Annotated in this window: 15 protein-coding genes and 1 pseudogene; 11 read left to right on the top strand and 5 right to left on the bottom strand. The window is 72.1% G+C overall.

Annotated features, from left to right (window positions below):
• The first annotated feature begins 12 nt into the window (after positions 1 to 12).
• Positions 13 to 474, top strand: a complete 462-nt coding sequence (locus ACFC0Z_RS03235) for an RrF2 family transcriptional regulator (protein WP_376432175.1) — start codon at positions 13 to 15, stop codon at positions 472 to 474.
• A gap of 31 nt (positions 475 to 505) precedes the next feature.
• Here the strand turns inward: ACFC0Z_RS03235 and ACFC0Z_RS03240 are convergent, their stop codons facing one another.
• A complete protein-coding gene (locus ACFC0Z_RS03240) occupies positions 506 to 1,444 on the bottom strand; it encodes a hypothetical protein (protein WP_376432176.1) in 939 nt (312 codons plus the stop codon).
• A 485-nt stretch (positions 1,445 to 1,929) separates the two neighbouring features.
• Here ACFC0Z_RS03240 and ACFC0Z_RS03245 point away from each other — a divergent pair, with 485 nt between their 5' ends.
• Complete coding sequence (locus tag ACFC0Z_RS03245) at positions 1,930 to 2,442, top strand: hypothetical protein (RefSeq protein WP_376432178.1); 513 nt, start codon at positions 1,930 to 1,932, stop codon at positions 2,440 to 2,442.
• A 62-nt stretch (positions 2,443 to 2,504) separates the two neighbouring features.
• On the opposite strand, the gene ACFC0Z_RS03250 is transcribed toward ACFC0Z_RS03245, so the two are convergent.
• Together ACFC0Z_RS03250 and ACFC0Z_RS03255 are read right to left on the bottom strand one after the other, a co-directional pair.
• A complete protein-coding gene (locus tag ACFC0Z_RS03250; RefSeq protein WP_376432180.1) occupies positions 2,505 to 3,167 on the bottom strand; it encodes a response regulator in 663 nt (220 codons plus the stop codon).
• Entirely contained in the window at positions 3,142 to 4,314 is a 1,173-nt protein-coding gene (locus ACFC0Z_RS03255; protein ID WP_376432182.1) for a sensor histidine kinase, read from the bottom strand. Before ACFC0Z_RS03255 ends, ACFC0Z_RS03250 begins: the two co-directional genes overlap by 26 nt.
• A 175-nt stretch (positions 4,315 to 4,489) precedes the next feature.
• On the opposite strand from ACFC0Z_RS03255, the gene ACFC0Z_RS03260 reads away from it, so the two are divergent.
• A complete protein-coding gene (locus tag ACFC0Z_RS03260) occupies positions 4,490 to 6,778 on the top strand; it encodes an MMPL family transporter (RefSeq protein ID WP_376432184.1) in 2,289 nt (762 codons plus the stop codon).
• Positions 6,779 to 6,951: 173 nt separating this feature from the next.
• On the opposite strand, the gene ACFC0Z_RS03265 is transcribed toward ACFC0Z_RS03260, so the two are convergent.
• Complete coding sequence (locus tag ACFC0Z_RS03265) at positions 6,952 to 8,370, bottom strand: hypothetical protein (RefSeq protein ID WP_376432186.1); 1,419 nt, start codon at positions 8,368 to 8,370, stop codon at positions 6,952 to 6,954.
• Positions 8,367 to 9,680: an MFS transporter gene (locus tag ACFC0Z_RS03270; protein WP_376432188.1), complete on the bottom strand. Its 1,314-nt coding sequence runs from the start codon at positions 9,678 to 9,680 to the stop codon at positions 8,367 to 8,369. Before ACFC0Z_RS03270 ends, ACFC0Z_RS03265 begins: the two co-directional genes overlap by 4 nt.
• Before the next feature lie 690 nt (positions 9,681 to 10,370).
• Here ACFC0Z_RS03270 and ACFC0Z_RS03275 point away from each other — a divergent pair.
• From ACFC0Z_RS03275 to ACFC0Z_RS03310, 8 genes and pseudogenes are all read left to right on the top strand, one after another.
• The gene (locus ACFC0Z_RS03275; protein ID WP_376432190.1) at positions 10,371 to 11,300 is read left to right on the top strand and encodes an acetaldehyde dehydrogenase (acetylating); all 930 of its coding nucleotides are present in this window, start codon (positions 10,371 to 10,373) and stop codon (positions 11,298 to 11,300) included.
• A pseudogene (dmpG, locus tag ACFC0Z_RS03280) lies at positions 11,297 to 12,295 on the top strand (4-hydroxy-2-oxovalerate aldolase); the annotation flags it as partial. The gene ACFC0Z_RS03275 and the pseudogene dmpG, both read left to right, overlap by 4 nt.
• A gap of 211 nt (positions 12,296 to 12,506) precedes the next feature.
• Entirely contained in the window at positions 12,507 to 13,373 is an 867-nt protein-coding gene (locus ACFC0Z_RS03285; protein WP_376432192.1) for a cupin-like domain-containing protein, read from the top strand.
• The gene (locus tag ACFC0Z_RS03290) at positions 13,373 to 14,644 is read left to right on the top strand and encodes an aminotransferase class I/II-fold pyridoxal phosphate-dependent enzyme (RefSeq protein ID WP_376432194.1); all 1,272 of its coding nucleotides are present in this window, start codon (positions 13,373 to 13,375) and stop codon (positions 14,642 to 14,644) included. The genes ACFC0Z_RS03285 and ACFC0Z_RS03290 overlap by 1 nt, the downstream gene beginning before the upstream one ends.
• Positions 14,641 to 15,522, top strand: a complete 882-nt coding sequence (locus ACFC0Z_RS03295) for an HpcH/HpaI aldolase/citrate lyase family protein (RefSeq protein ID WP_376432196.1) — start codon at positions 14,641 to 14,643, stop codon at positions 15,520 to 15,522. The genes ACFC0Z_RS03290 and ACFC0Z_RS03295 overlap by 4 nt, the downstream gene beginning before the upstream one ends.
• An 83-nt stretch (positions 15,523 to 15,605) precedes the next feature.
• Positions 15,606 to 16,619, top strand: a complete 1,014-nt coding sequence (locus ACFC0Z_RS03300; RefSeq protein ID WP_376433432.1) for an ornithine cyclodeaminase family protein — start codon at positions 15,606 to 15,608, stop codon at positions 16,617 to 16,619.
• Positions 16,606 to 17,967, top strand: a complete 1,362-nt coding sequence (locus tag ACFC0Z_RS03305; RefSeq protein WP_376432198.1) for a hypothetical protein — start codon at positions 16,606 to 16,608, stop codon at positions 17,965 to 17,967. Before ACFC0Z_RS03300 ends, ACFC0Z_RS03305 begins: the two co-directional genes overlap by 14 nt.
• Before the next feature lie 78 nt (positions 17,968 to 18,045).
• Positions 18,046 to 18,555, top strand: a complete 510-nt coding sequence (locus tag ACFC0Z_RS03310) for a MaoC family dehydratase (protein ID WP_376432200.1) — start codon at positions 18,046 to 18,048, stop codon at positions 18,553 to 18,555.
• Positions 18,556 to 18,592 lie beyond the last annotated feature (37 nt).

The following is an 18,592-nucleotide window of genomic DNA, read 5'->3' on the forward strand; positions in this document are numbered from 1 at the left end:
GACATTGGGCCGGTGAGGATCTCTGCACGTACGGATTACGCCATCCGGGCCATGGCCGAACTCGCCGACGCCCCCGACCGGCCGCTCAAGGCCGAGGACATCGCCGGCCGCCAGGACATTCCCGGCCGGTTCCTCTTCGTCGTCCTCGGCGATCTGCGGCAGGCGCGGCTGGTCACGAGCGTGCGCGGCCCCGAAGGCGGCTACACGCTCGCCCGGCCGGCGGCGGAGATCACGCTCGCCGACGTCATCCGGGCGATGGACGGACCCCTGGTGAGCGTGCGTGACCTGAAACTGACGGGGCTGGAGTACCAGCGGGCGGCGGCGCCGCTGCCCGACGTGTGGCGGGCCGTGCGGACGAGCCTGCGTCAGGTCCTGGAGGGCACGACGCTCGCGGACCTGGTGGCGGGGGAGCTGCCCGAGCTCGTGCGGGAGCGGGCGGCGGAGTACAACGACGACGTGCGCACGTACCCCTGACGTACGTGCCCGAACTCGTCGACTTGGTGGGTTAGTTGGCGTAGCGGCCGGTGGCGATCTCCCAGCGGTGGTACCCGGCTATCCAGGCCGCGAGACCGTCCACGTACCGCTGCGCCGCCTCGCGGCCGGTGACGGTGATCCCGAGCAGGTCGCATATCTCGGGTACGCGGGAGGACAGTTCGACGAAGCGGTCGACCATCGTCTGTGCCTCCCGCATGACCTGTGCGGCCGCCTCCTCGGGCGTGCCGCCGCGCTCCTCGCGAACGATCATCACCAGGTTGGCGACGTCGCCCCGTTCGAGCTCCTGTGCGTAGGAGTGCACGTCGTTCGTGAACGACGGTATGTCGGCGGCCAGTTGACGCATGCGGCGGAAGTCGGGGTGGTGCAGGAGCTCCTGCGGCAGCTCGAAGCGGTTGAGCCGCTCGACCATGTCGAAGAGGGTCTCCATCGCGGCCGTGCCCCGGCGCAGCGCCAAGTAGCCCTCCCGGTCCGGGAGTCGGCCGGAAAGCCGCCCGGCGGCCTCGGCGGGGTGGCAGGCGAAGTACCACTCCCAGTTGTACGCAGAACGGGCGCGCCAGCGGGCCGACATGCCGCGCGCGCTGCGCTCCCACAGGTCGACGAACGCCTCCTCGACAGGGGTACGGGACTCGGGCTCCGGCCCCTCGCCGTGCAGCAGGGCGGTCAGGCGGGCGCTCACCTCCGCGACGCGCGCCGGGGCCCGGCCGAGATCCGAGTCGAAGCGGTCGTCGAAGAGGAAGTAGAAGCTGATCAGGTCCACCGCGAGGACCAGGTCCTCGGCGTCGCATTCGGGGCTGGTGAACGCGGCGAGGCGGGGAACGTCCCATTTGTCGTACGACGACAGGTCGAGAGGGGCGGCGAGCCCCTGGTGACGGAGGAGCCAGGCGTGGTTGCCCTCCGCGCCGAATCCGCGATGCGGATTGGCGCGTGGTGGGAACGGTAGATCGAGCATCGCGGCGTTGAACACAGGCCCCCCAGGTTGTGATCCCGGGTGGTCTTCACGAGTCCCGGGAGCGACCGAAAGAGTACTTGACTTGATCATCAACTGCCAGAAACGTCAAGAGAGTCGTTTGTGAGGGTGCTGTCGGAATATGCGGCAGATGCCCCCCGCGCCACAGGCGATTCCCGGGTATCGCATGCCCCGAATCGGCCGTACCACACCCCTTCTTCGGATACGGCCGCACGGCGCGTCGGAGTGGGCGGGGGCGCCCGCGCGGAAGAATTCTTTCGGCCCCTGTCCGAACTACGGACATTCTCGGCCGAGGCTGAGCGACTCCCTCGCGTCGGCGGCGGGATGCCGCGGCGTGGTCGCCCGTGCGAGCCCTTTCGGAGCCCCTTCGGCCCCTCTGTGGCATCACGAATGGCTCGCGATGGCGCCACATGTGTGCCATAGTGGCACCACTGCGGGTTCGCGGTGTCGAGCGAAGGGGTCGGGTCATGGAGGCAGCGGGAAACGGGCAGCAGGCGGCGCCCGGCGCCTTCCGCGCCTTCGCGCGGTTCGTCCTCTGCGGCGGCGGTGTCGGGCTGGCCTCCAGCTTCGCGGTGGCAGGTCTCGCCGCGTGGCTCCCCTGGGCTCTGGCCAACGCGCTCGTCACCGTCGTCTCGACGGTGCTCGCCACCGAGCTGCACGCCCGGTTCACCTTCGGCGCCGGTGGGCGTGCCACCGTGCGCCAGCACGCGCAGTCCGCCGGTTCCGCGCTCGCCGCCTACGTCGTGACCTGCCTGGCGGTGCTCGCGCTCCCGTACCTGGTGGAACGGCCCGGGTCCGTAATCCAGTTGGTCGTCTACCTCGCGGCGTCCGCCCTCGCCGGTGTCGCGCGGTTCGCGGTCCTGCGGCTCGTCGTCTTCGCCCGGAGCCGTACGAAGGCGACGGCGCGGCCCGTCCTGCTCGCGGCGGTCTCCGACGGTGCGCCCCCGGCCGACCCCGCGACGCTCTGCCGCGCGGCGTGATCGCGGGCTGATCGCGGCCGGATCGCCGCCTGATCTCGGCCCGTCCGGGCAGAGCCCTGGCCTCACGCCCCCGGCAGGATGCGGCGCGTCTCGTACGCCCACATGGCGATCTCGACCCGGTTCCGGGCACCGAGTTTGGCCATCAGGCTGGCCAGGTGCGTCTTCACCGTGCTGAGGCTGATGTGCAGGGCGTCGGCGATCTCGGTGTTGGTCAGCCCGCGAGCGACCGCGAGGAGCACCTCCTCCTCGCGGGCGGTGACGGGGGAGACCGGCTGGGCCGCGGGCCGGCCGGCGGGCAGGTCCGCGAAGGCCTGGAGCAGGCGGACGGTGACGCTGGGCGCGATGAGCGCCTCACCGTCGGACGCCGACCGTACGGCCTGCGCGAGAAGGTCCGGGCCCGTGTCCTTGAGGAGGAATCCGCGGGCACCGGCGCGCAGCGCCCCGTACACGTACTCGTCGAGGTCGAACGTGGTGATGACGACCACGGCCAGCGGGTCGGCGACGCCCGGGCCGGCGACCAGCCGGGTGGCTTCGAGCCCGTCGAGCACCGGCATGCGGATGTCGAACAGGCAGACGTCGGGGCGCAGTTCGCGGGCCAGACGCGCCGCTTCCCGTCCGTCGGCGGCCTCGCCGACCACCTCGATGCCGGACTGGGCGTTGAGCATGATCCGCAGTCCGGTGCGGATGATCGCCTGGTCGTCAGCGACGAGGACGCGAATGGACACGGCTCTCGCTCCTCGTTCTCGGCAGCTCGGCTTCGACACACCAGCCCCGGTCGGTGCCCGGGCCGGCTCTCAGTGTGCCGCCGAGCAGGGCCGCGCGCTCCCGCAGGCCGGTGAGCCCGTATCCGTCGCGCCCCCGGCCGGTGCGCCGGCCGTCGTCGCGCACACTCACCCGTACCGTGTGCCGTTCCGCGGAGACCCTGACGACGAGCTCGGTCGCGTCGACCGCGTGACGCAGCGCGTTGGTCACCGACTCCTGCACGATCCGGTAGACGGCCGCGTCCACGGCCGGGGGCAGCGTGTCCAGTTCGCCGTCGAGCCTCAGGTCGACCCCGAGGCGGCCGCCCGGGGTGCGCACCAGGCGCTCCAGATCCGCGACTCCGCCAGGGGGCGCCAGTTCGGCGCCGACCTCCCGGTCGCGCAGCGTGGCCACCATGGCGCGCATCTCCTCCAGCGTGCGCGCCCCTTCCTCCTCGACTCCCTCCAGCGCCGCGACGGCGGCGGACGGGTCGGCGTCCGCGAGGACCCGGCCCGCCTGGGCGACGATCACCATGGCCGACACGTGGTGGGCGACCGTGTCGTGCAGTTCCCGGGCGAGCTGCTCGCGTTCGCGGGAGCGCACCTGGTCCAACTGCCGGTCGCGGGCGGTCACCTGGAACCGTACGGCGGCCCCGATCACGCCGGGCAGCAGCAGGAAGGCGATGCCCCAGACGTTCTCGACGACCGGGGTCTCGTCCGTGACGGAACACAGCGCGCCGGTCGCGAGGATCACCGCGGTACCCAGCACGATCTCGCGTCCCGATCCCCACCGGAGCAGCGCGTACACGAGTACGAGCACGACCGCGCCGGTGTACAGGCCGACGGGCTCGCGCGGTGCCGCGACGAGCGAGGCCCCCTGAAGCAGGCTCACCGAGCCGAACGCCAGCGTCACCACCGCCAGCGGGCGGGTCCGGCGCCAGAGGAGCAGCAGGCACGGCCACACGGCGAACACCACCGCCACCGGCCGCCACACGGCGTTCTCCCGCAGGATGGCCTCCAGGGCCACGGCGGCGAGGCCCGCGGCGAGCAGCGCCCAGTCCCGCCCCACCCGGGCGGGCGCGTCCGGCGGCCGGGGTTCGGTCCACAGCGTTCGCAGGTCGTCTCGGAGCATGCTTCCCAGCCTAAGCACCGTGGCGTACCGCGCATCGGCCGAAAGGACGGGTCGTCGCTCGGCCCCGGGGCCGACGGATCCGCGGCCCGCGGGCCGATGCCGGGGAGCACGGGGACGAGGAGCCTCGGCATCGTCGGCCGTACAAGGACGGCCGACGAGGTGGTTGGAGGACCCGATGCTCTCGAAAGCCCTGTCGCGCCTCGGCACGAGCGCCGCCCGTCATCCCTGGCGGGTGATCGCCGCATGGCTGGCCGTCGCCACGCTCGCCGTCCTCGCCGCCGTCGCCCTCGGCGGACGGACCGCGGACTCGATGACCGCTCCGGGACTGGACTCCGGACGGGCCGCGGAACTGATCGAGCGGGCGGGCACGGGCCAGGAGGGGATGACCGCCCAGGTGGTCGTCACTCCCCTCGACGACGGTACGACGTTCTTCGCCGACGCCGCCGCGCGCACCGCTCTCACGCGACTGCAGACCGAGGTGAAGGGGCTGCCGCACGTGCTCGGCACGAGCGACCCGGCGGGGGCGCTCGGCGCGGGCGGGGACACCGCCGTGCGCGGCGGCCTCGTCTCGGCCGACGGGCGGATCGCGGTCGTCCGGGTGCAGTACCCCGACCAGAGCCGGCTGTCGTCCGAGGACCTCGACGCCCTGGTCGGTCTCGGCGACCGGCTGCGCGCCGAGCTTCCGCTGCGCGTCGAGACGGGCGGGAGCCTCTTCTACGCCTTCTCCGACCCCGCCGGCGGTGTGAGCGAGCTGATCGGCCTGCTCGCCGCGGCCGCCATCCTGTTCCTGGCGTTCGGCTCGCTCGTCGCCGCCGCGCTGCCGATCGGCATGGCGGTCTTCGGGCTGACCGTCGGGGTCGCCGTGATGACGGTACTGGCGGGGGTGACGGAGGTCCCCACCTTCGCGCCGGTCCTCGGCAGCATGGTCGGGCTCGGAGTGGGCATCGACTACGCGCTGTTCGTGCTCGCCCGGCACCGGGAGTACCTCGCTCGCGGGCTCGATTCCCGCGAGGCGGCGGGGCGAGCGGTGGCCACGGCGGGGAGGCCCGTGGTCTTCGCCGGCGGCACCGTCGTGGTGTCGATCCTCGGCCTGGCCGTCGCGAACGTGCCGTTCATGACGGTGGGCGGGATCGCCGTCTCGATCGTCGCCCTGATCATGGTGGTCGCGTCGGTGACGCTGCTGCCCGCCTTCCTCGGCGCCGCCGGTACGCGCCTGGCCCGGCCCGGCCGGATCCGCCGCGCTCTGCGGAGCGGAAAGGCGGCCCGGCTCGCGCGGCGGGGCGAGCCGGCGGCGGCCGCCGCCGAGGCCGCCGGGTGGAGGCGCTGGATCACCCACGTCAGCCGCCACCCCGTGCCGTACGCGATCGGCGCGGCGGGGCTGCTGCTCGCGGCGACACTGCCCGTGCTCGGCCTGCGGGTCGGACTGCCCGACGACGGCTCGCTGCCCCAGAGCCGTACCGAGCGCCGGGCCTACGACCTCGTCGCCGAGGGGTTCGGCCCGGGCACGAACGGTCCCCTCGTCATCGCCCTGGACCCCGCCGGTGACCGGGGCGCGCTGGACCGGCTCGTCACCACGGTCACGGCGGATCCGGGCATCGCCTCCGTCGCGCCGGCGCACGTCGACCGGGGCACCGGCATCGCGACCCTCGTGGTGTTCCCGACCACCAGCCCGCAGGACGAGGCCACGACCGACACCATCGCCCGGCTGCGCGCCGACGTGCTGCCCGCGGCGATCGGGCACGGACCGGCCCATGCCCACGTCGGCGGCGCCGCCGCGAGCCTGTCCGATGTCGGCGGGCGCACCAGCGAGCGCCTGCCGGCGTTCGTCGCCGCCGTGCTGGCGACGTCGTTCCTGCTGCTCATGCTGGTCTTCCGCTCGGTCCTCGTACCGCTCAAGGCGGTCCTGCTGAACCTGCTCAGCATCGGCGCGGCCTACGGCATCATGGTCGCGGTCTTCCAGTGGGGCTGGGGCGGCGCGCTCATCGGGCTGGAAGCGACGGTGCCGATCGTGTCGTTCATCCCGATGTTCCTCTTCGCCATCCTGTTCGGCCTGTCGATGGACTACGAGGTGTTCCTCCTCTCCCGGGTACGCGAGGAGTATCAGCGCACCGGAGACAACGGCAGGGCGATCGTGGAAGGCGTCTCGAACACCGCCCGGATCATCACCTCGGCCGCCCTCATCATGGTGGCGGTCTTCCTGTCCTTCGCCCTGACCGAGGACCCCTCCACCAAGATGTTCGGGCTCGGCCTGGCCACCGCGATCCTCATCGACGCCACGGTCGTGCGCATGGTGCTGGTGCCGGCGACCATGACACTCCTCGGCCGGGCCAACTGGTGGCTGCCGACGTGGCTGGACCGGGTGCTTCCCGGCGGTCCGGTCGTCACCGATGGCACCGACGGCACGGTCGGCACCGTCGGCCCAGAAGAAGCCGACGCTGCCACCCCGCTTCCCGACAGGGCCTGAGACGCCCCCTAGGGCCTGTCCGGCGGATCATGGCCGGGGTCGCGGGGCCTGGCACGGCACCTCGCCGCGTTGCCGAAACGTCCCCATAGCTCCGCTATGGGGACGCCCCGGCGCCTTGCGATGCACCGCACCAGGCCCCGCGCCCTATCCGACCCTGATCCGCCGGACAGGCCCTAGTGCTCGCCGCCGTCGAAGACGCAGCCGACGATCGCGCCGCTGCCCATGCTGACCACACCCACCGACGGGTCGACGCTGGCGCGGACGAAACCGCCGCCGTAGCCGTCGTCGTACCCGTCGGCGGCCGTCTCCCTGGCGCCCAGATAGAGGCCCCAGTTGAGGAAGACGTCCTCGACTCCGCCCTCGTGGCCGGGGAACGGTTCCGCCGCCGGGCGGACGCGGTGCTGGAGGACGTACGGGGCGTTCATCGCCGCCGTGACCGCCGCCTCCCACTCCGCCGGTTCCGTCTCCCAGCCCGCCGTGATCCCGTGACCGCCGTGCAGCAGCGTCGGCTTGAGGATCAGCTCGTGACGGTGGGCCAGGGCGTAGGCCAGCATGTCGACGCGGGAGCCGTCGGGGGCCGTGGCCCGCGGCAGCACGTACCGCGTCCAGGGGAGGAGGCGGTCGACGCACGCGAGTTCGGCGGCGTCGAAGAGCTCGCGGTTCCGCTCGTCGGAGAGCATCGCCAGCGCGCCCTTGTTTCCGTACAGTTCGGCGTCGAGGCGGCTGAACAGGCCCACCTTGCCCTGCTCGACGGCGAGCATGAGCGGCTCCAACTGGGCCGTCGCGACGGGGTCGGTGAGATCCTCGGGGAGGAAGTAGCGGAAGACGACGTCCACTTGGCGTCCGTCGACCGTCGGACGGCCGTCCGGATAGGTGAACTCGCCCAGATCGCAGGCGATTCCGTCGATCCCGTACGCGCCCAGTTTCTCGGCGAACGAGCCGAGACGCGGGCCCACCACGGCGAAGTTGTCCACCGTGTCGACCACCGCGACGACCGGCGCCCGGTCCGCGGGCACGAACGCGGCGCACTCGGCGGACATGGTCCGTGCCATGAGGCCCAGCGTGTCCCGGTAGCGCAGTCCGTGCCGTCCCACGAACTCCTGGAGCGGCGGGTAGGACAGCATCGCCCGGTTGATGTCGGCGTTCTCGAAACCGCCCAGCGCGCTCGTGATGTTGAACTCGAGCAGCTTGAACCCCGTGCCGTCGTGGTACAGGTCGGCACGGCCCAGCGGGAGCAGCGACCCCGTCCGGGCGCTGCGCGTGATGATCGCCGTCTGTGCCGCGTCGAGGCCGACCGCCTCCGCGAGCGCGGCGATGCTCCCGCCGAAGAGCCGTTCCGGCAGCGAGCGCAGCAGCCCGTACACCGTGTGGAGGTCCTCGACGACAGCACCCCGCTCGGCCGCGCTGAGGAAGGCGGGGCCGTTGAGGAAGCGGTCCTTGTACGCGAGCGTGAGCGCGGCCGACTCCCGCGCGGCGGCCGTCGGGTGGCCGTGCTCGTCGGTGCCGCCGGGCGACCGGTGCCGCGCCAGCTGCTCGCCGTACGCGTGGCCGAGGCGCGACCTCGGCGGGACGAGGGGGCTCGTGGTCGTCATCGTGCGTCCTTCGTCTGTTCGGATTCCGACGCCGCGGCCGGTTCCGCTTCCGTCGCCGCGGCCGCCTCCGCCCGCGTGATCCACTGCCGGCGGGCGCCCGCCACGAGCGCCACGCCGACGACCGCCATGGCCACGGCCGCAGAGGCGAACACCGCGCGGGTGCCGATCTCGGCGGCGAGGACACCGCCGAGGGCCGCGCCGATCGGCAGGCCGCCCCAGGCGATCAGCCGGTACACGCTGTTGGCGCGTCCGAGCAGGTGCTGCGGGACCAGGGTCTGGCGCAGGACGACCACGACGACGTTCCAGGTCACCGTGCCGCAGGCGAAGATCGCGAGGGCCGCGCCCGCCGCGTACGCCGACGGGACGGTGGCGAGCACCGTCTCGCTCGTCGCGATCAGGACGGCGGTGGCGACCAACGCGCCCTCCCGGCCTAGCCGTTCCACGAGCGCGGGGGCGAACCGCGAGGCCAGCACGGCCCCGAGGGCCTGGCAGGCGAGCAGGACGCCATAGCCGAAGGCACTCAGGCCGAGCACCTTCCCGCTGTGGATCACGAGGACCGCGAGCATCGCGTTCCCGGCCAGGTTGATCAGGCACGACACGAGGGCCAGGCTGCGCAACAGCTGGTGACGGAAGAGCCACTTGGCGCCCGCCAGCATCTCCGTCATCACGCCGGACGTCTCCGGAGGCGCCTCGACGGGCCGCGTCCGGCGGATCCGGCTGACCAGGACGGCGGAACACAGGAAGGTGGCCGCGTCCACGCCGAAGGGCAGGGCCGTCGCGACCCCGAAGAGCAGCGCGCCGACGAGCGGTCCGATGAAGCCGGTGCCGGCCTCCTGGGCCGCCATGATCCGGGCGTTGGCCGTGGCCAGCCCGTCCTTCGGGGCGATGAAGGGCACGAGGACCTGTGCGGCGTTGCGGCACAGGACCTCGCCGACGCCGAGCAGGAACATGCACGCGTACAGGAGCGGAAGTCCGCCCCAGCCGCCGAGGATCCCGGCGGTGAGCACCCCGAGCAGAACGGCCCGGACCAGGTCGATCCGCACCATCATCTTCCGGATGTCGACACGGTCGACCAAAAGCCCCGCGGGGATGCCGAAGAGGATGAACGGGGCGGTGAAGGCGACCGATGCCGCGCCGATCAGGCGGGGGTCGTCGGTCAGGTGCGTGGCGAGCAGCGGCCCGGCGGCGATGGTCGCGCCGTCACCGAGCGAGGACACCGCGGCGGACCACCAGAGGCGCGAGAAGTCGCTTCCCAGGCGCGTCCGTTGCGAGCCGGCCTCATGGGCCTTCTCGCCCGTCGCGGCGCTCATGACGCCACGCGACGGGACAGCAGGCAGGGCATGATCTCCCCCTTCGAAGTGCCCTTACGGTCAGGGCACGGGGTTGCCGACAATAGTCGCCGGTCAGCGCCGCGTCGAGGGGCATCATCAGGTCCGTCGGCATCGAGAGCTCCTGTCGCTCAAGGGGCTCTTGGTGAAGGCGTGAAGCACCCTCGATGAAGATCAAACTCCGCATGTCTGAGGGGGTTTGTGAACTGCGCTCTTCTGGTATGTTCGCCGCCGCTGGCCACTGAATCGGCGGCCGCAGAGGGCGTGCAAGGGAGGGCATGCCGTCAAGGGGGCTTTCTCATCACGCTCTTGTGCCGAGACGCCGCCCCGCACACAGGGGCCGGACCGTCACGGCGACGACCCGCGCCGAGCGAACTCGGCATCCTCGTCCTCCAGCCGCGCGGTCACGCGTCGGCTTCCCGGCGCGCCCGCGGCCGACCTCGTCGGGCACGGTCTGGAACGGACACACATATTCCGGTGAGGCACCCGTGTGCCCGCAACTCAGGGCTGCCACAAGCAGCCGCGCGTCCATCGAAGGGGGAGGTCAACGCTCATGGGAACCCGCGAACCGGCCATGACGAAACCGACCACCGGCACCCGCCGTTGCCTCGTACGCCCATCGCTGTCCCGTCCGCCCCGGACCCACGGCCTCAGAACCGACGGAGGCATACGGTGAGCCTCACGGCAGACCTGCCCGACGCGCCCCCCGGCCTCGTCGAACCGGCGACCGTCGCCGTCATCGGCACCGGAGCGATCGGCCGCGACCTCGTCAGCAAGATCGACCGCTCGCCGGTCCTCGACTGCCGCCTCGTCGCGGGCCGCAACCCGGAATCCGCGGGACTCCGGTACGCCGAGAGCCTCGGCTACCCCACGACCGCCGGCGGCATCGAGGCCCTCCTCGCGGCGCCGCGCCCGTACGACATCGTCTTCGACGCGACGAGCGCCGCCTCCCACCGCGAGCACTGGCCGCTCCTCGAACCGCTCGGGACGCTGGTCATCGACCTGACGCCCAGCAAGATCGGTGACATGGTGGCGCCCACCGTCACGGGCGTCGCCTCCGCCACCGGCCGCAACGTGAACCTCATCAGCTGCGGCGGCCAGGCCTCCGTCCCCGTCGTGCACGCCCTCGCCGCGCGCTTCGACGTCGCGTACTTCGAGGTCGTCTCGACCGTCGCCAGCGAGTCCGCGGGCCGCGCGACCCGGCTGAACCTCGACGAGTACGTGGCCACCACCGGCCACGCCGTCACCGCGTTCTCCGGCGTCAAGGACGTCAAGGCCATCCTCAACATCAGCCCGGCCGTCCCCCCGGCGACCTTCAGGACCGCCGTCCGCGCCCGCGTCGCCGACGCCGACCCGGCGGCCGTCCGCGCCGCCGTCGACCAGGCCGCGGCCGAGGTGCGCTCCTTCGCCCCCGGCTACCAGGTCGTGTCCTGCGCCGTCGTGGGCGACCTCGTCACGATCACCGTCGAGGTCATGGCGCACAGCGACGTCCTGCCGCCGTACGCCGGGAACCTCGACATCATCAACTCCGCGGCGGTCATGGTCGCCGAGCAGTACGCGGCCCGCCAGGGCCGGGCGACCCGGACAGGGGTGACCTCGTGAAGCAGCTGACCATCCACGACCCGACCCTCCGCGACGGCCAGCACGCCGTCCGGCACCGCCTCGGCGCGACCGCCCTGCGCCGGTACGCAGAGGCCGCGAACGAGGCCCGCATCCCCGTCGTCGAAGTCGGCCACGGCAACGGCCTCGGCGCCTCCTCGCTCCAGGTCGGCCTCGCCGCCGTCAGCGACGACGAGATGCTGTCGACCGTCCGCGAGGCGCTCACCCACAGCCGCATGGGCGTCTTCATGCTGCCCGGCTGGGGCACCTCCACCGACCTGCGCAAGGCCGTCGACCACGGCGCCGACGTCGTCCGCATCGGCGTCCACGCCACCGAGGTCACCCTCGCCGAGCGCCACCTCGGCTTCCTCCGCGACTTCGGCGCCGAGGCCCACTGCGTCCTGATGATGAGCCACATGGCCACCCCGGCGGAGCTCGCCGACCAGGCCGCGCGGGCCGTCGCGTACGGGGCCCAGGCGGTCGGCATCATGGACTCGGCCGGCCACTTCCTGCCCGCCGACGTCACGGCCCGGATCGGCGCCATCGTCGAGGCCGTCGACGGACGCCCGGTCATCTTCCACGGCCACAACAACCTGGGCATGGCCGTCGCCAACTCCGTCGCCGCCGCCGACGCGGGCGCGCTCATCATCGACGGCTGCGCCCGCGGCTTCGGCGCCGGAGCCGGGAACACCCAGCTGGAGGTGGTCGTCCCGGTCCTCGAACGGAGCGGGTACACCACCGGCATCGACCTGTACGCGCTCCTCGACGCGGCCGACCTCGCCGAGCGCGAGCTCATGCCCGCGCCCCCGGTGACCGCGTCGATGAGCATCGTCAGCGGCCTCGCCGGCGTCTTCTCCGGCTTCAAGCACCGGGTCGTCGAGCTCTCCTCGGCCGCCGGTGTCGACCCGCGCGACGTCTTCTTCGAGCTCGGCAGGCGCCAGGCCGTCGCCGGCCAGGAGGACCTGATCGTCGACGTGGTGGCGGCACTCGCCGAAGCCCGTACCGCCGAAGCCCGTACCGCCGAAGCCCGTACCGGCGAAGCCCGTACCGGCGAAGCCCGTACCGGCACCCCCGGCACCCCCGGCACTCCCGGCGTCTCCGGCACCGACGGTGCCGCCGCCCGCGACAAGACCCACGCCTGAACCGACGGCGCGAGCCACGGCCGACGGGACGACTGACCCCGGCCCATCAGAGAGGAGGACCCCCGACATGGCAGTAGCCGACGCGGCACCCGAGTCGAGCGGAACGGCGGGTGTGGAGATCACCCGCATGACCTTCGACGAGTTCCTGGCCATCGGCCCGCAGGGCCTGTACAAGGCCGACGAGCCCGTGGTCATCAAGCTCCCCGCCAGCGTGCAGGGACTCGGCCGGGACGAGGTCGCGGCCCGCCTGGCCGAGATGACCGTCACCCTGTTCACCGAACCGGGCGACAAGAACCACCCGGGCCGCTGGGAGACCAGGGACATCAAGCTCCGCGACTTCTTCGCCGACGAGCGGAACCTGTCCGGCACCGACACCTGGCACCGCGTGGTCTCCAACATCCGCAGCAGCCCCGCCGACGTCAACGCCGTCATCGGCTTCGACGCCGAGGAGCTCTTCGGCTACGGAAACAGCCTCTACGCGGCGAACCTGTGGATCAGCCACCAGAGCGTCTTCACCAAGAACCACTTCGACGAGTTCGAGAACTTCAACATCGCCCTCGAAGGCCGCAAGCGGTTCATCATCGCCCCGCCCGGCGTCCGCGACTACTACCCCCGCTCCGTCCTCAAGGGGTACGGGGACAAGTCCCAGGTCTTCGACCTCGACGACGTCGACCTCAAGCGCTACCCGAGGCTCGCCGCCAAGCTGGCCCGGCGCCGCGACTTCGTCCTCGAACCGGGACACATGCTCTACCTCCCGCTCGGCTGGTGGCACCAGGCCGAGTCCCTGGGAGACATGAACATCAACGTCAACTTCTGGCTCAAGTCCAAGAAGATCCTCCGCAGGCCGCACGTGCTCGGCGTCGCGCTCTACACGTACGCCCACCGGAGGCTCAACGGCGTCTACAGCTACAAGCCCACCGAGGTGAACTCCTGATGACCGACCTGAACAGCGCGGCCGAGCGCAAGTCCATCACCCCCACGCACAAGTACCGCAACAACGACCGGCTGATCGGCATCGGCAACGCCTTCTGGGACATGTCGTACGAGAACGGCGTCGCCGGCATCGTCGGCGACCTCGAAGACGGCCTCTTCACCATGCCCGACGGGCACGAGTTCGTGAACTTCACCGTCTGCTCCTACCTGGACCTGGACACCCACCCCAAGGTCATCGACGGCGCCGTCGAGTCCCTGCGCCGCTTCGGCGTCCTCGACCACTGCATCCCGCGCACCCGCGTCCAGACGCCCGTGCTCCTGGAGCTGGAGCAGAACCTCGGCGAGCTCTTCGGAGCCATGGTCATCAGCGCCATCTCGACGGCCGCCGCCAGCACCGGACTTCTGCCGATCATCGCCTCCGGCCACCTCGGCAACGGCACCCGGCCGCTCATGGTCTTCGACAAGAACGCCCACGTCTCCATGGCCAACGCCAAGCCGAGCTGCGCCGACGAGACCGAGGTCGTCACCTCGAAGCACCACGACATGGACTTCCTCAAGGACATGTGCCGCACCTACGAGCGCGTCTGCTACGTGGTCGACGGCTCCGACAGCCTCGGCGGCTACGCGCCCGTGAACGAACTCGCCGAACTCCAGGAGAAGTACAACCTCCTGGTCTTCTACGACGACTCCCACTCGCTCTCCGCCTACGGCGAGCGCGGCATCGGCTACGTCCGCTCCCACGCCCCGATCCTCGACGAGCGGACCATCACCGTCGCCACCCTCAGCAAGGGCTTCGGCGCCGGCGGCACCGCCATCCTCCTCGACGGCTACCCGGAGGCCACCCGCCGCCTCGTCGAGCGCTTCGCGGGCCCGCTCGGCTACTCGCAGAAGATGAACGCCGCCGCCGTCGGCGCCGCCCTCGCCTCCGCCGAGATCCACCGCACCGACGAACTCGACCTGCTCCAGGGCAAATTGCGCGCCAACATCGCGCTCTTCGACTCCCTGGTCGCCACCGAGCAGTCCGGCAGCACCTACCCGATCCGCGTCGTCCCCATGACGGACGAGAACGTCGTCGAGGGTGCCCAGCAGGTCTTCAAGGCCGGCTTCTACACCTCGCCCGTCTTCTTCCCGATCGTCGCCCGCGGCACCGCCGGACTCCGCGTCATGCTCCGCGCCGGCCAGACCGAGGACCAGATCAGGCGCCTCGCCACCGCGCTCATCGCGGCCGGCGCCCGCCCGGCGGACCCCGTCCCCGGAGCGGTGGCGCCGTGACGGCCGACGGAGGCACCCGGGCCAGGCCGCGCAGCATCCTCTACACCCCCGCGCTCTCCCTCGACCGGGTCATGAAGGCCTGGAGGTACGACGCGGACGTCCACCTGATCGACCTGGAGGACTCCGTCCCGCCGGCCGACAAGCCGGCCGCCCGGGAGATCTGCCGGGCCGCCCTGGAGAAGGCGCCCAGGCCGGGGAACGTCGCCGTGCGGATGAACGCGCTCGGCACGCTCGCCGCCATTCACGACGTGGTCCTGTTCGCCGAGGCCCCGGTGAAGCCCGGCATCGTCCTCATGACCATGGTGACGACAGCCGTCGAGGTCGATCTGCTGCGCCGCACGCTCGCCTCCGCGGGCGTGCGGCCCGAGATCTACGTGACGGTGGAGACCGTCGAGTCGATCCACGACATCGACGCCATCGCCCGCGCCGCCGACGGGCTCGTCTTCGGCTCCGCCGACCTCGCCGCCACCCTCGGCGTCGACATCAGCTGGGAGTCGATGCAGGCCGCCCGCCAGGCCATGGCCATGGCCTGCGCGCGGTACGACACCGTCTGTGTCGACACCGCGAACTACCGGCTCTCCGAGCCGGAGGTCCTCACCGAGGAGACGACCCGGGTCCGCTCCCTCGGTTTCCACGGCAAGGCGACGGTGCACCCCAGCGAACTCGCCGTGATCAACCGTGTCCTGGGCCGGGACGCCGACGAGCTCGACCACGCCCGCCGGGTCGCGGCGGCCGTGGCGGCGGCCGACGGCGGCATCGCCGTCCTCGACGGCCACATGGTCGGCCCGCCGTTCGCCCGCCGGGCCCGCGACACCGTCGCCCGCGAGGACGCCTGGCTCAGCCGCTTCGGCGGACCCGGCAGGGGAGGGGAGCAGTGACCGCCCACGTCACGGTCGACGCCCCCGTCACGGTCCAGGCCCCCGTCACGGTCCAGGCCCCCGTCACGGTCGGGGCCGCCGACATGGCCGGCACCCGGGCGATGGTCCGCGTCGTCGACGTCCTCGGCGAGATGTTCGTCGACCTCGCCGAAGGCCGTACGAGCTCCCCGGCCCGTACCGTCGTCGAACACGGCGACAGCAAGGTCCTCCTGGTCAGCCCCGCCGTCTGGGAGCGGCGCGGGGTGGGCAGCGTGAAGGTCACCACGCTCACCCCCGACAACCCCGGGCGCGGCCTGCCCCTCATCCACGGCATCGTCGCGCTCACCGACCTGGAGACGGGGCGGATCACCGCCCTGCTCGAAGGCGCCGAGCTCACCGCCGTCCGCACCGGCGCCGTCGCCGCCCTGGCGACCCGCTGGTGCACCCCCGAGGACGCCGACGAGCTCGCCGTCATCGGCGCGGGCGTCCAGGCCCGCGCCCTGATCCGGGCCGTGTCGGCCGTACGGTCCCTCCGTGCCGTACGGATCCACTCGCGCACCCGCGCCGGGGCCGAGAAGCTCGCCGACTGGGCCCGCGAGACCCTGCCCGGGCCCGTACGGGTGACGGTCCACGACACGGCGAAGGAGGCCGTCGCCGGGGCGCCGATCATCTGCACCGCCACCTCCACCGACGACGCCACCCCCGTGGTCGAGGCGGACTGGGTGAGCCCCGGGGCACATGTGAACGTGATCGGCGGCACCCACCCGGACGCCGTCGAGCTCGACCCCGCCCTCCTCGCCGACGCCCTGACCGTCGTCGAGGACCCGGCCGCCGCCCTCGACGGCGCCGGGGAGATCCGGGCCGCACTCGCCGGCGGCCTGATCACGGCCGGCGACCTGCACGCGCTCGGGACGCTGGTCGGCGGGGGAATGGACGACGCCGTCGCCCGCACCTCGGTCCTGCGCACCTGTGGCATGGCCATCGAGGACACGGCCGCGGCCGTGGCCCTGTACGAACAGCACATCGAACGGCACATCGAAGAGCACAGCGAACAGCACAGCGAAGAGCACGGCGAAGAGCACGGCGAGAGAGTGGGAGCGGGCGATGGGCACGCATGAGAAGCCCGGCACGGGCAACGGGCACGCGTGGTTCGGCGACCACCTGCTGAGCCCGGCCGCGCCGGCGGACACCATCCGCCACCTGCTGCGCGCGGAGCTCGACGGCACCGGCTGGCCCTACCAGCCGGTCCTGCCCGCCGCCCCCATGGCCATCCCGCGCGCCTCCTACGCCGAGGTGTTCCGGGTGAGCCTCGCCCTCACCGAACTCCTGCGCCGCACCGCCCTGGAGACCGGCCGCACCACCGCCGAGCGCCTCGCGGCCTACGGCATGCCGGGGACCGAGGACCGGCTGTGGATGGACGACGCCTTCATCGAGGAGCGGTACGCCGACTCCGTCGTCCGCCCCGACCTGGTCATCGGCCCGAACGGGCCGCAGATCGTGGAGTTCAACGTCAGCGGCGCGCTCGGCGGCGTCCTGGAGACGCAGAGCCGCCTCGCCGTCTGGAGCCGCCTCCACGCGGACCAGTACGGCCGGCTCCCCTTCCACTCGCCGGTGCCCTTCGCCGTGCGCGCCGAGATGTACCGGTCGCTCGCCGACGAACTCGGAGTCGCCCCGCGCGTCGCCGTGGTCGGCAGCTCCCAGGTCATCGGGGTCGAGAAGCGGTACTTCCAGCTGGAGGCCGACTACAACAACGCCCGTGGCCTGACCACGCGCTTCTTCGAACCGGAGGAGCTGCACGAGGCCTGGGACTGCGCCCCGCACCTGCGCTACCCCGTCGGACTGCGGAACTTCACCATCCCGGACTGGCTGGAGGTCGGCCTCGACACCGACGCCGTCCAGGCGGCGCTGGACAACGGCGTGGTGCTCGTCGGCACCCAGACCTCCACCTTCATGCACAGCAAGATCACCATGGGGCTGCTGTCCGAGGGACGGCCCTGGATGACCTCCGCCGAGCGCGCGCTCGTCGAGCGGTACCTTCCGTGGACGCGCGTCCTGTCGGACCGCAAGACCGAACGCGACGGCAGCCAGGTCGACTTGGTCCGCCACGTCGTCGACCACCGTGAGCGGTTCGTCCTCAAGGCCGCCCTCGGGGAGTGCGGCAAGCAGGTCGTCCTCGGCCGGGACGTCGACCAGGCCGCCTGGGAGACGGCGATCGGCGAGGCCGTCGCCGAGAGCGGCACCAGCATCGTGCAGGAGTTCGTCGAGCCGCAGACCTGCCGGGTCACCCTCGTCGCCGACGGAACCGACGAGACGTACGAGGCCGAAGTCGCCCCGGTCCTCGGACCGTTGCTCTTCGGCGGACGCGCCGCCGGGCTCTTCTGCCGCTTCTACGGCGACGGGTCCGCCGGCATCGTCAGCGTCCGCGGCGGCGTCAGCAGCTCGGACAACGTGATGGTCGCCGTCTGACGACGGCGGCACCCCCCCCGTGCCGGCGCGCCTCAGGGCGCGCCGGCCGCACAGTTCTACCTCCGGAGTGAGAACGGCATGACCCTGCGCCACGTCAAGGACAACGAGTACGTCGAGGAACACGGCGGCGACTACGAGGACTTCGAGCCCGGCATGGTGATCCGGCACTGGCCCGGCCGCACCCTCTCCGAGGCCGACAACACCTGGATGACGCTGCTGACGATGAATCAGCACCCGCTCCACTTCGACCGGACGTACGGCGAGGGCGCCGAGTACGGCCGGATCCTGGTGAACAGCGGCATCACGCTCTGCCTGGTCGGCGGCATGACCGTGCAGGCCCTCTCGGCGCGCGCGGTCGCCAACCTGGGCTGGGACAGGGTCCGGCTCAAGGAGCCCGTCTACGTCGGCGACACCCTCTACGCGACCAGCACCATCCTCGACAAGCGGCTGTCCCGGTCCCGCCCCGGGCAGGGCATCATCACCGTCGAGACGGTGGGCACGAAGTCCACCGGCGAGACCGTCATCGTCTTCGAGCGGTCGTTCATGGTCCGCTGCCGCGAGCAGGGGGAAACCGCCCGCGGGGAATGATCACCAGTTTGTTCCAGGGGGCTCCGAATGATCGTTC

It is taken from the genome of Streptomyces sp. NPDC056144 (assembly GCF_042264145.1).
Taxonomy (GTDB): domain Bacteria; phylum Actinomycetota; class Actinomycetes; order Streptomycetales; family Streptomycetaceae; genus Streptomyces.

Bases quoted from the DNA above. Each gene is read 5' to 3' on its own strand.
- ACFC0Z_RS03270 (WP_376432188.1), bottom strand. From the start codon at position 9,680: ATGAGCGCCGCGACGGGCGAGAAGGCCCATGAGGCCGGCTCGCAACGG.
- ACFC0Z_RS03260 (WP_376432184.1), top strand. From the start codon at position 4,490: ATGCTCTCGAAAGCCCTGTCGCGCCTCGGCACGAGCGCCGCCCGTCAT.
- ACFC0Z_RS03305 (WP_376432198.1), top strand. From the start codon at position 16,606: ATGGGCACGCATGAGAAGCCCGGCACGGGCAACGGGCACGCGTGGTTC.
- ACFC0Z_RS03285 (WP_376432192.1), top strand. From the start codon at position 12,507: ATGGCAGTAGCCGACGCGGCACCCGAGTCGAGCGGAACGGCGGGTGTG.
- ACFC0Z_RS03290 (WP_376432194.1), top strand. From the start codon at position 13,373: ATGACCGACCTGAACAGCGCGGCCGAGCGCAAGTCCATCACCCCCACG.
- ACFC0Z_RS03255 (WP_376432182.1), bottom strand. From the start codon at position 4,314: ATGCTCCGAGACGACCTGCGAACGCTGTGGACCGAACCCCGGCCGCCG.
- ACFC0Z_RS03300 (WP_376433432.1), top strand. From the start codon at position 15,606: ATGGCCGGCACCCGGGCGATGGTCCGCGTCGTCGACGTCCTCGGCGAG.
- ACFC0Z_RS03245 (WP_376432178.1), top strand. From the start codon at position 1,930: ATGGAGGCAGCGGGAAACGGGCAGCAGGCGGCGCCCGGCGCCTTCCGC.
- ACFC0Z_RS03310 (WP_376432200.1), top strand. From the start codon at position 18,046: ATGACCCTGCGCCACGTCAAGGACAACGAGTACGTCGAGGAACACGGC.
- ACFC0Z_RS03265 (WP_376432186.1), bottom strand. From the start codon at position 8,370: ATGACGACCACGAGCCCCCTCGTCCCGCCGAGGTCGCGCCTCGGCCAC.
- ACFC0Z_RS03240 (WP_376432176.1), bottom strand. From the start codon at position 1,444: ATGCTCGATCTACCGTTCCCACCACGCGCCAATCCGCATCGCGGATTC.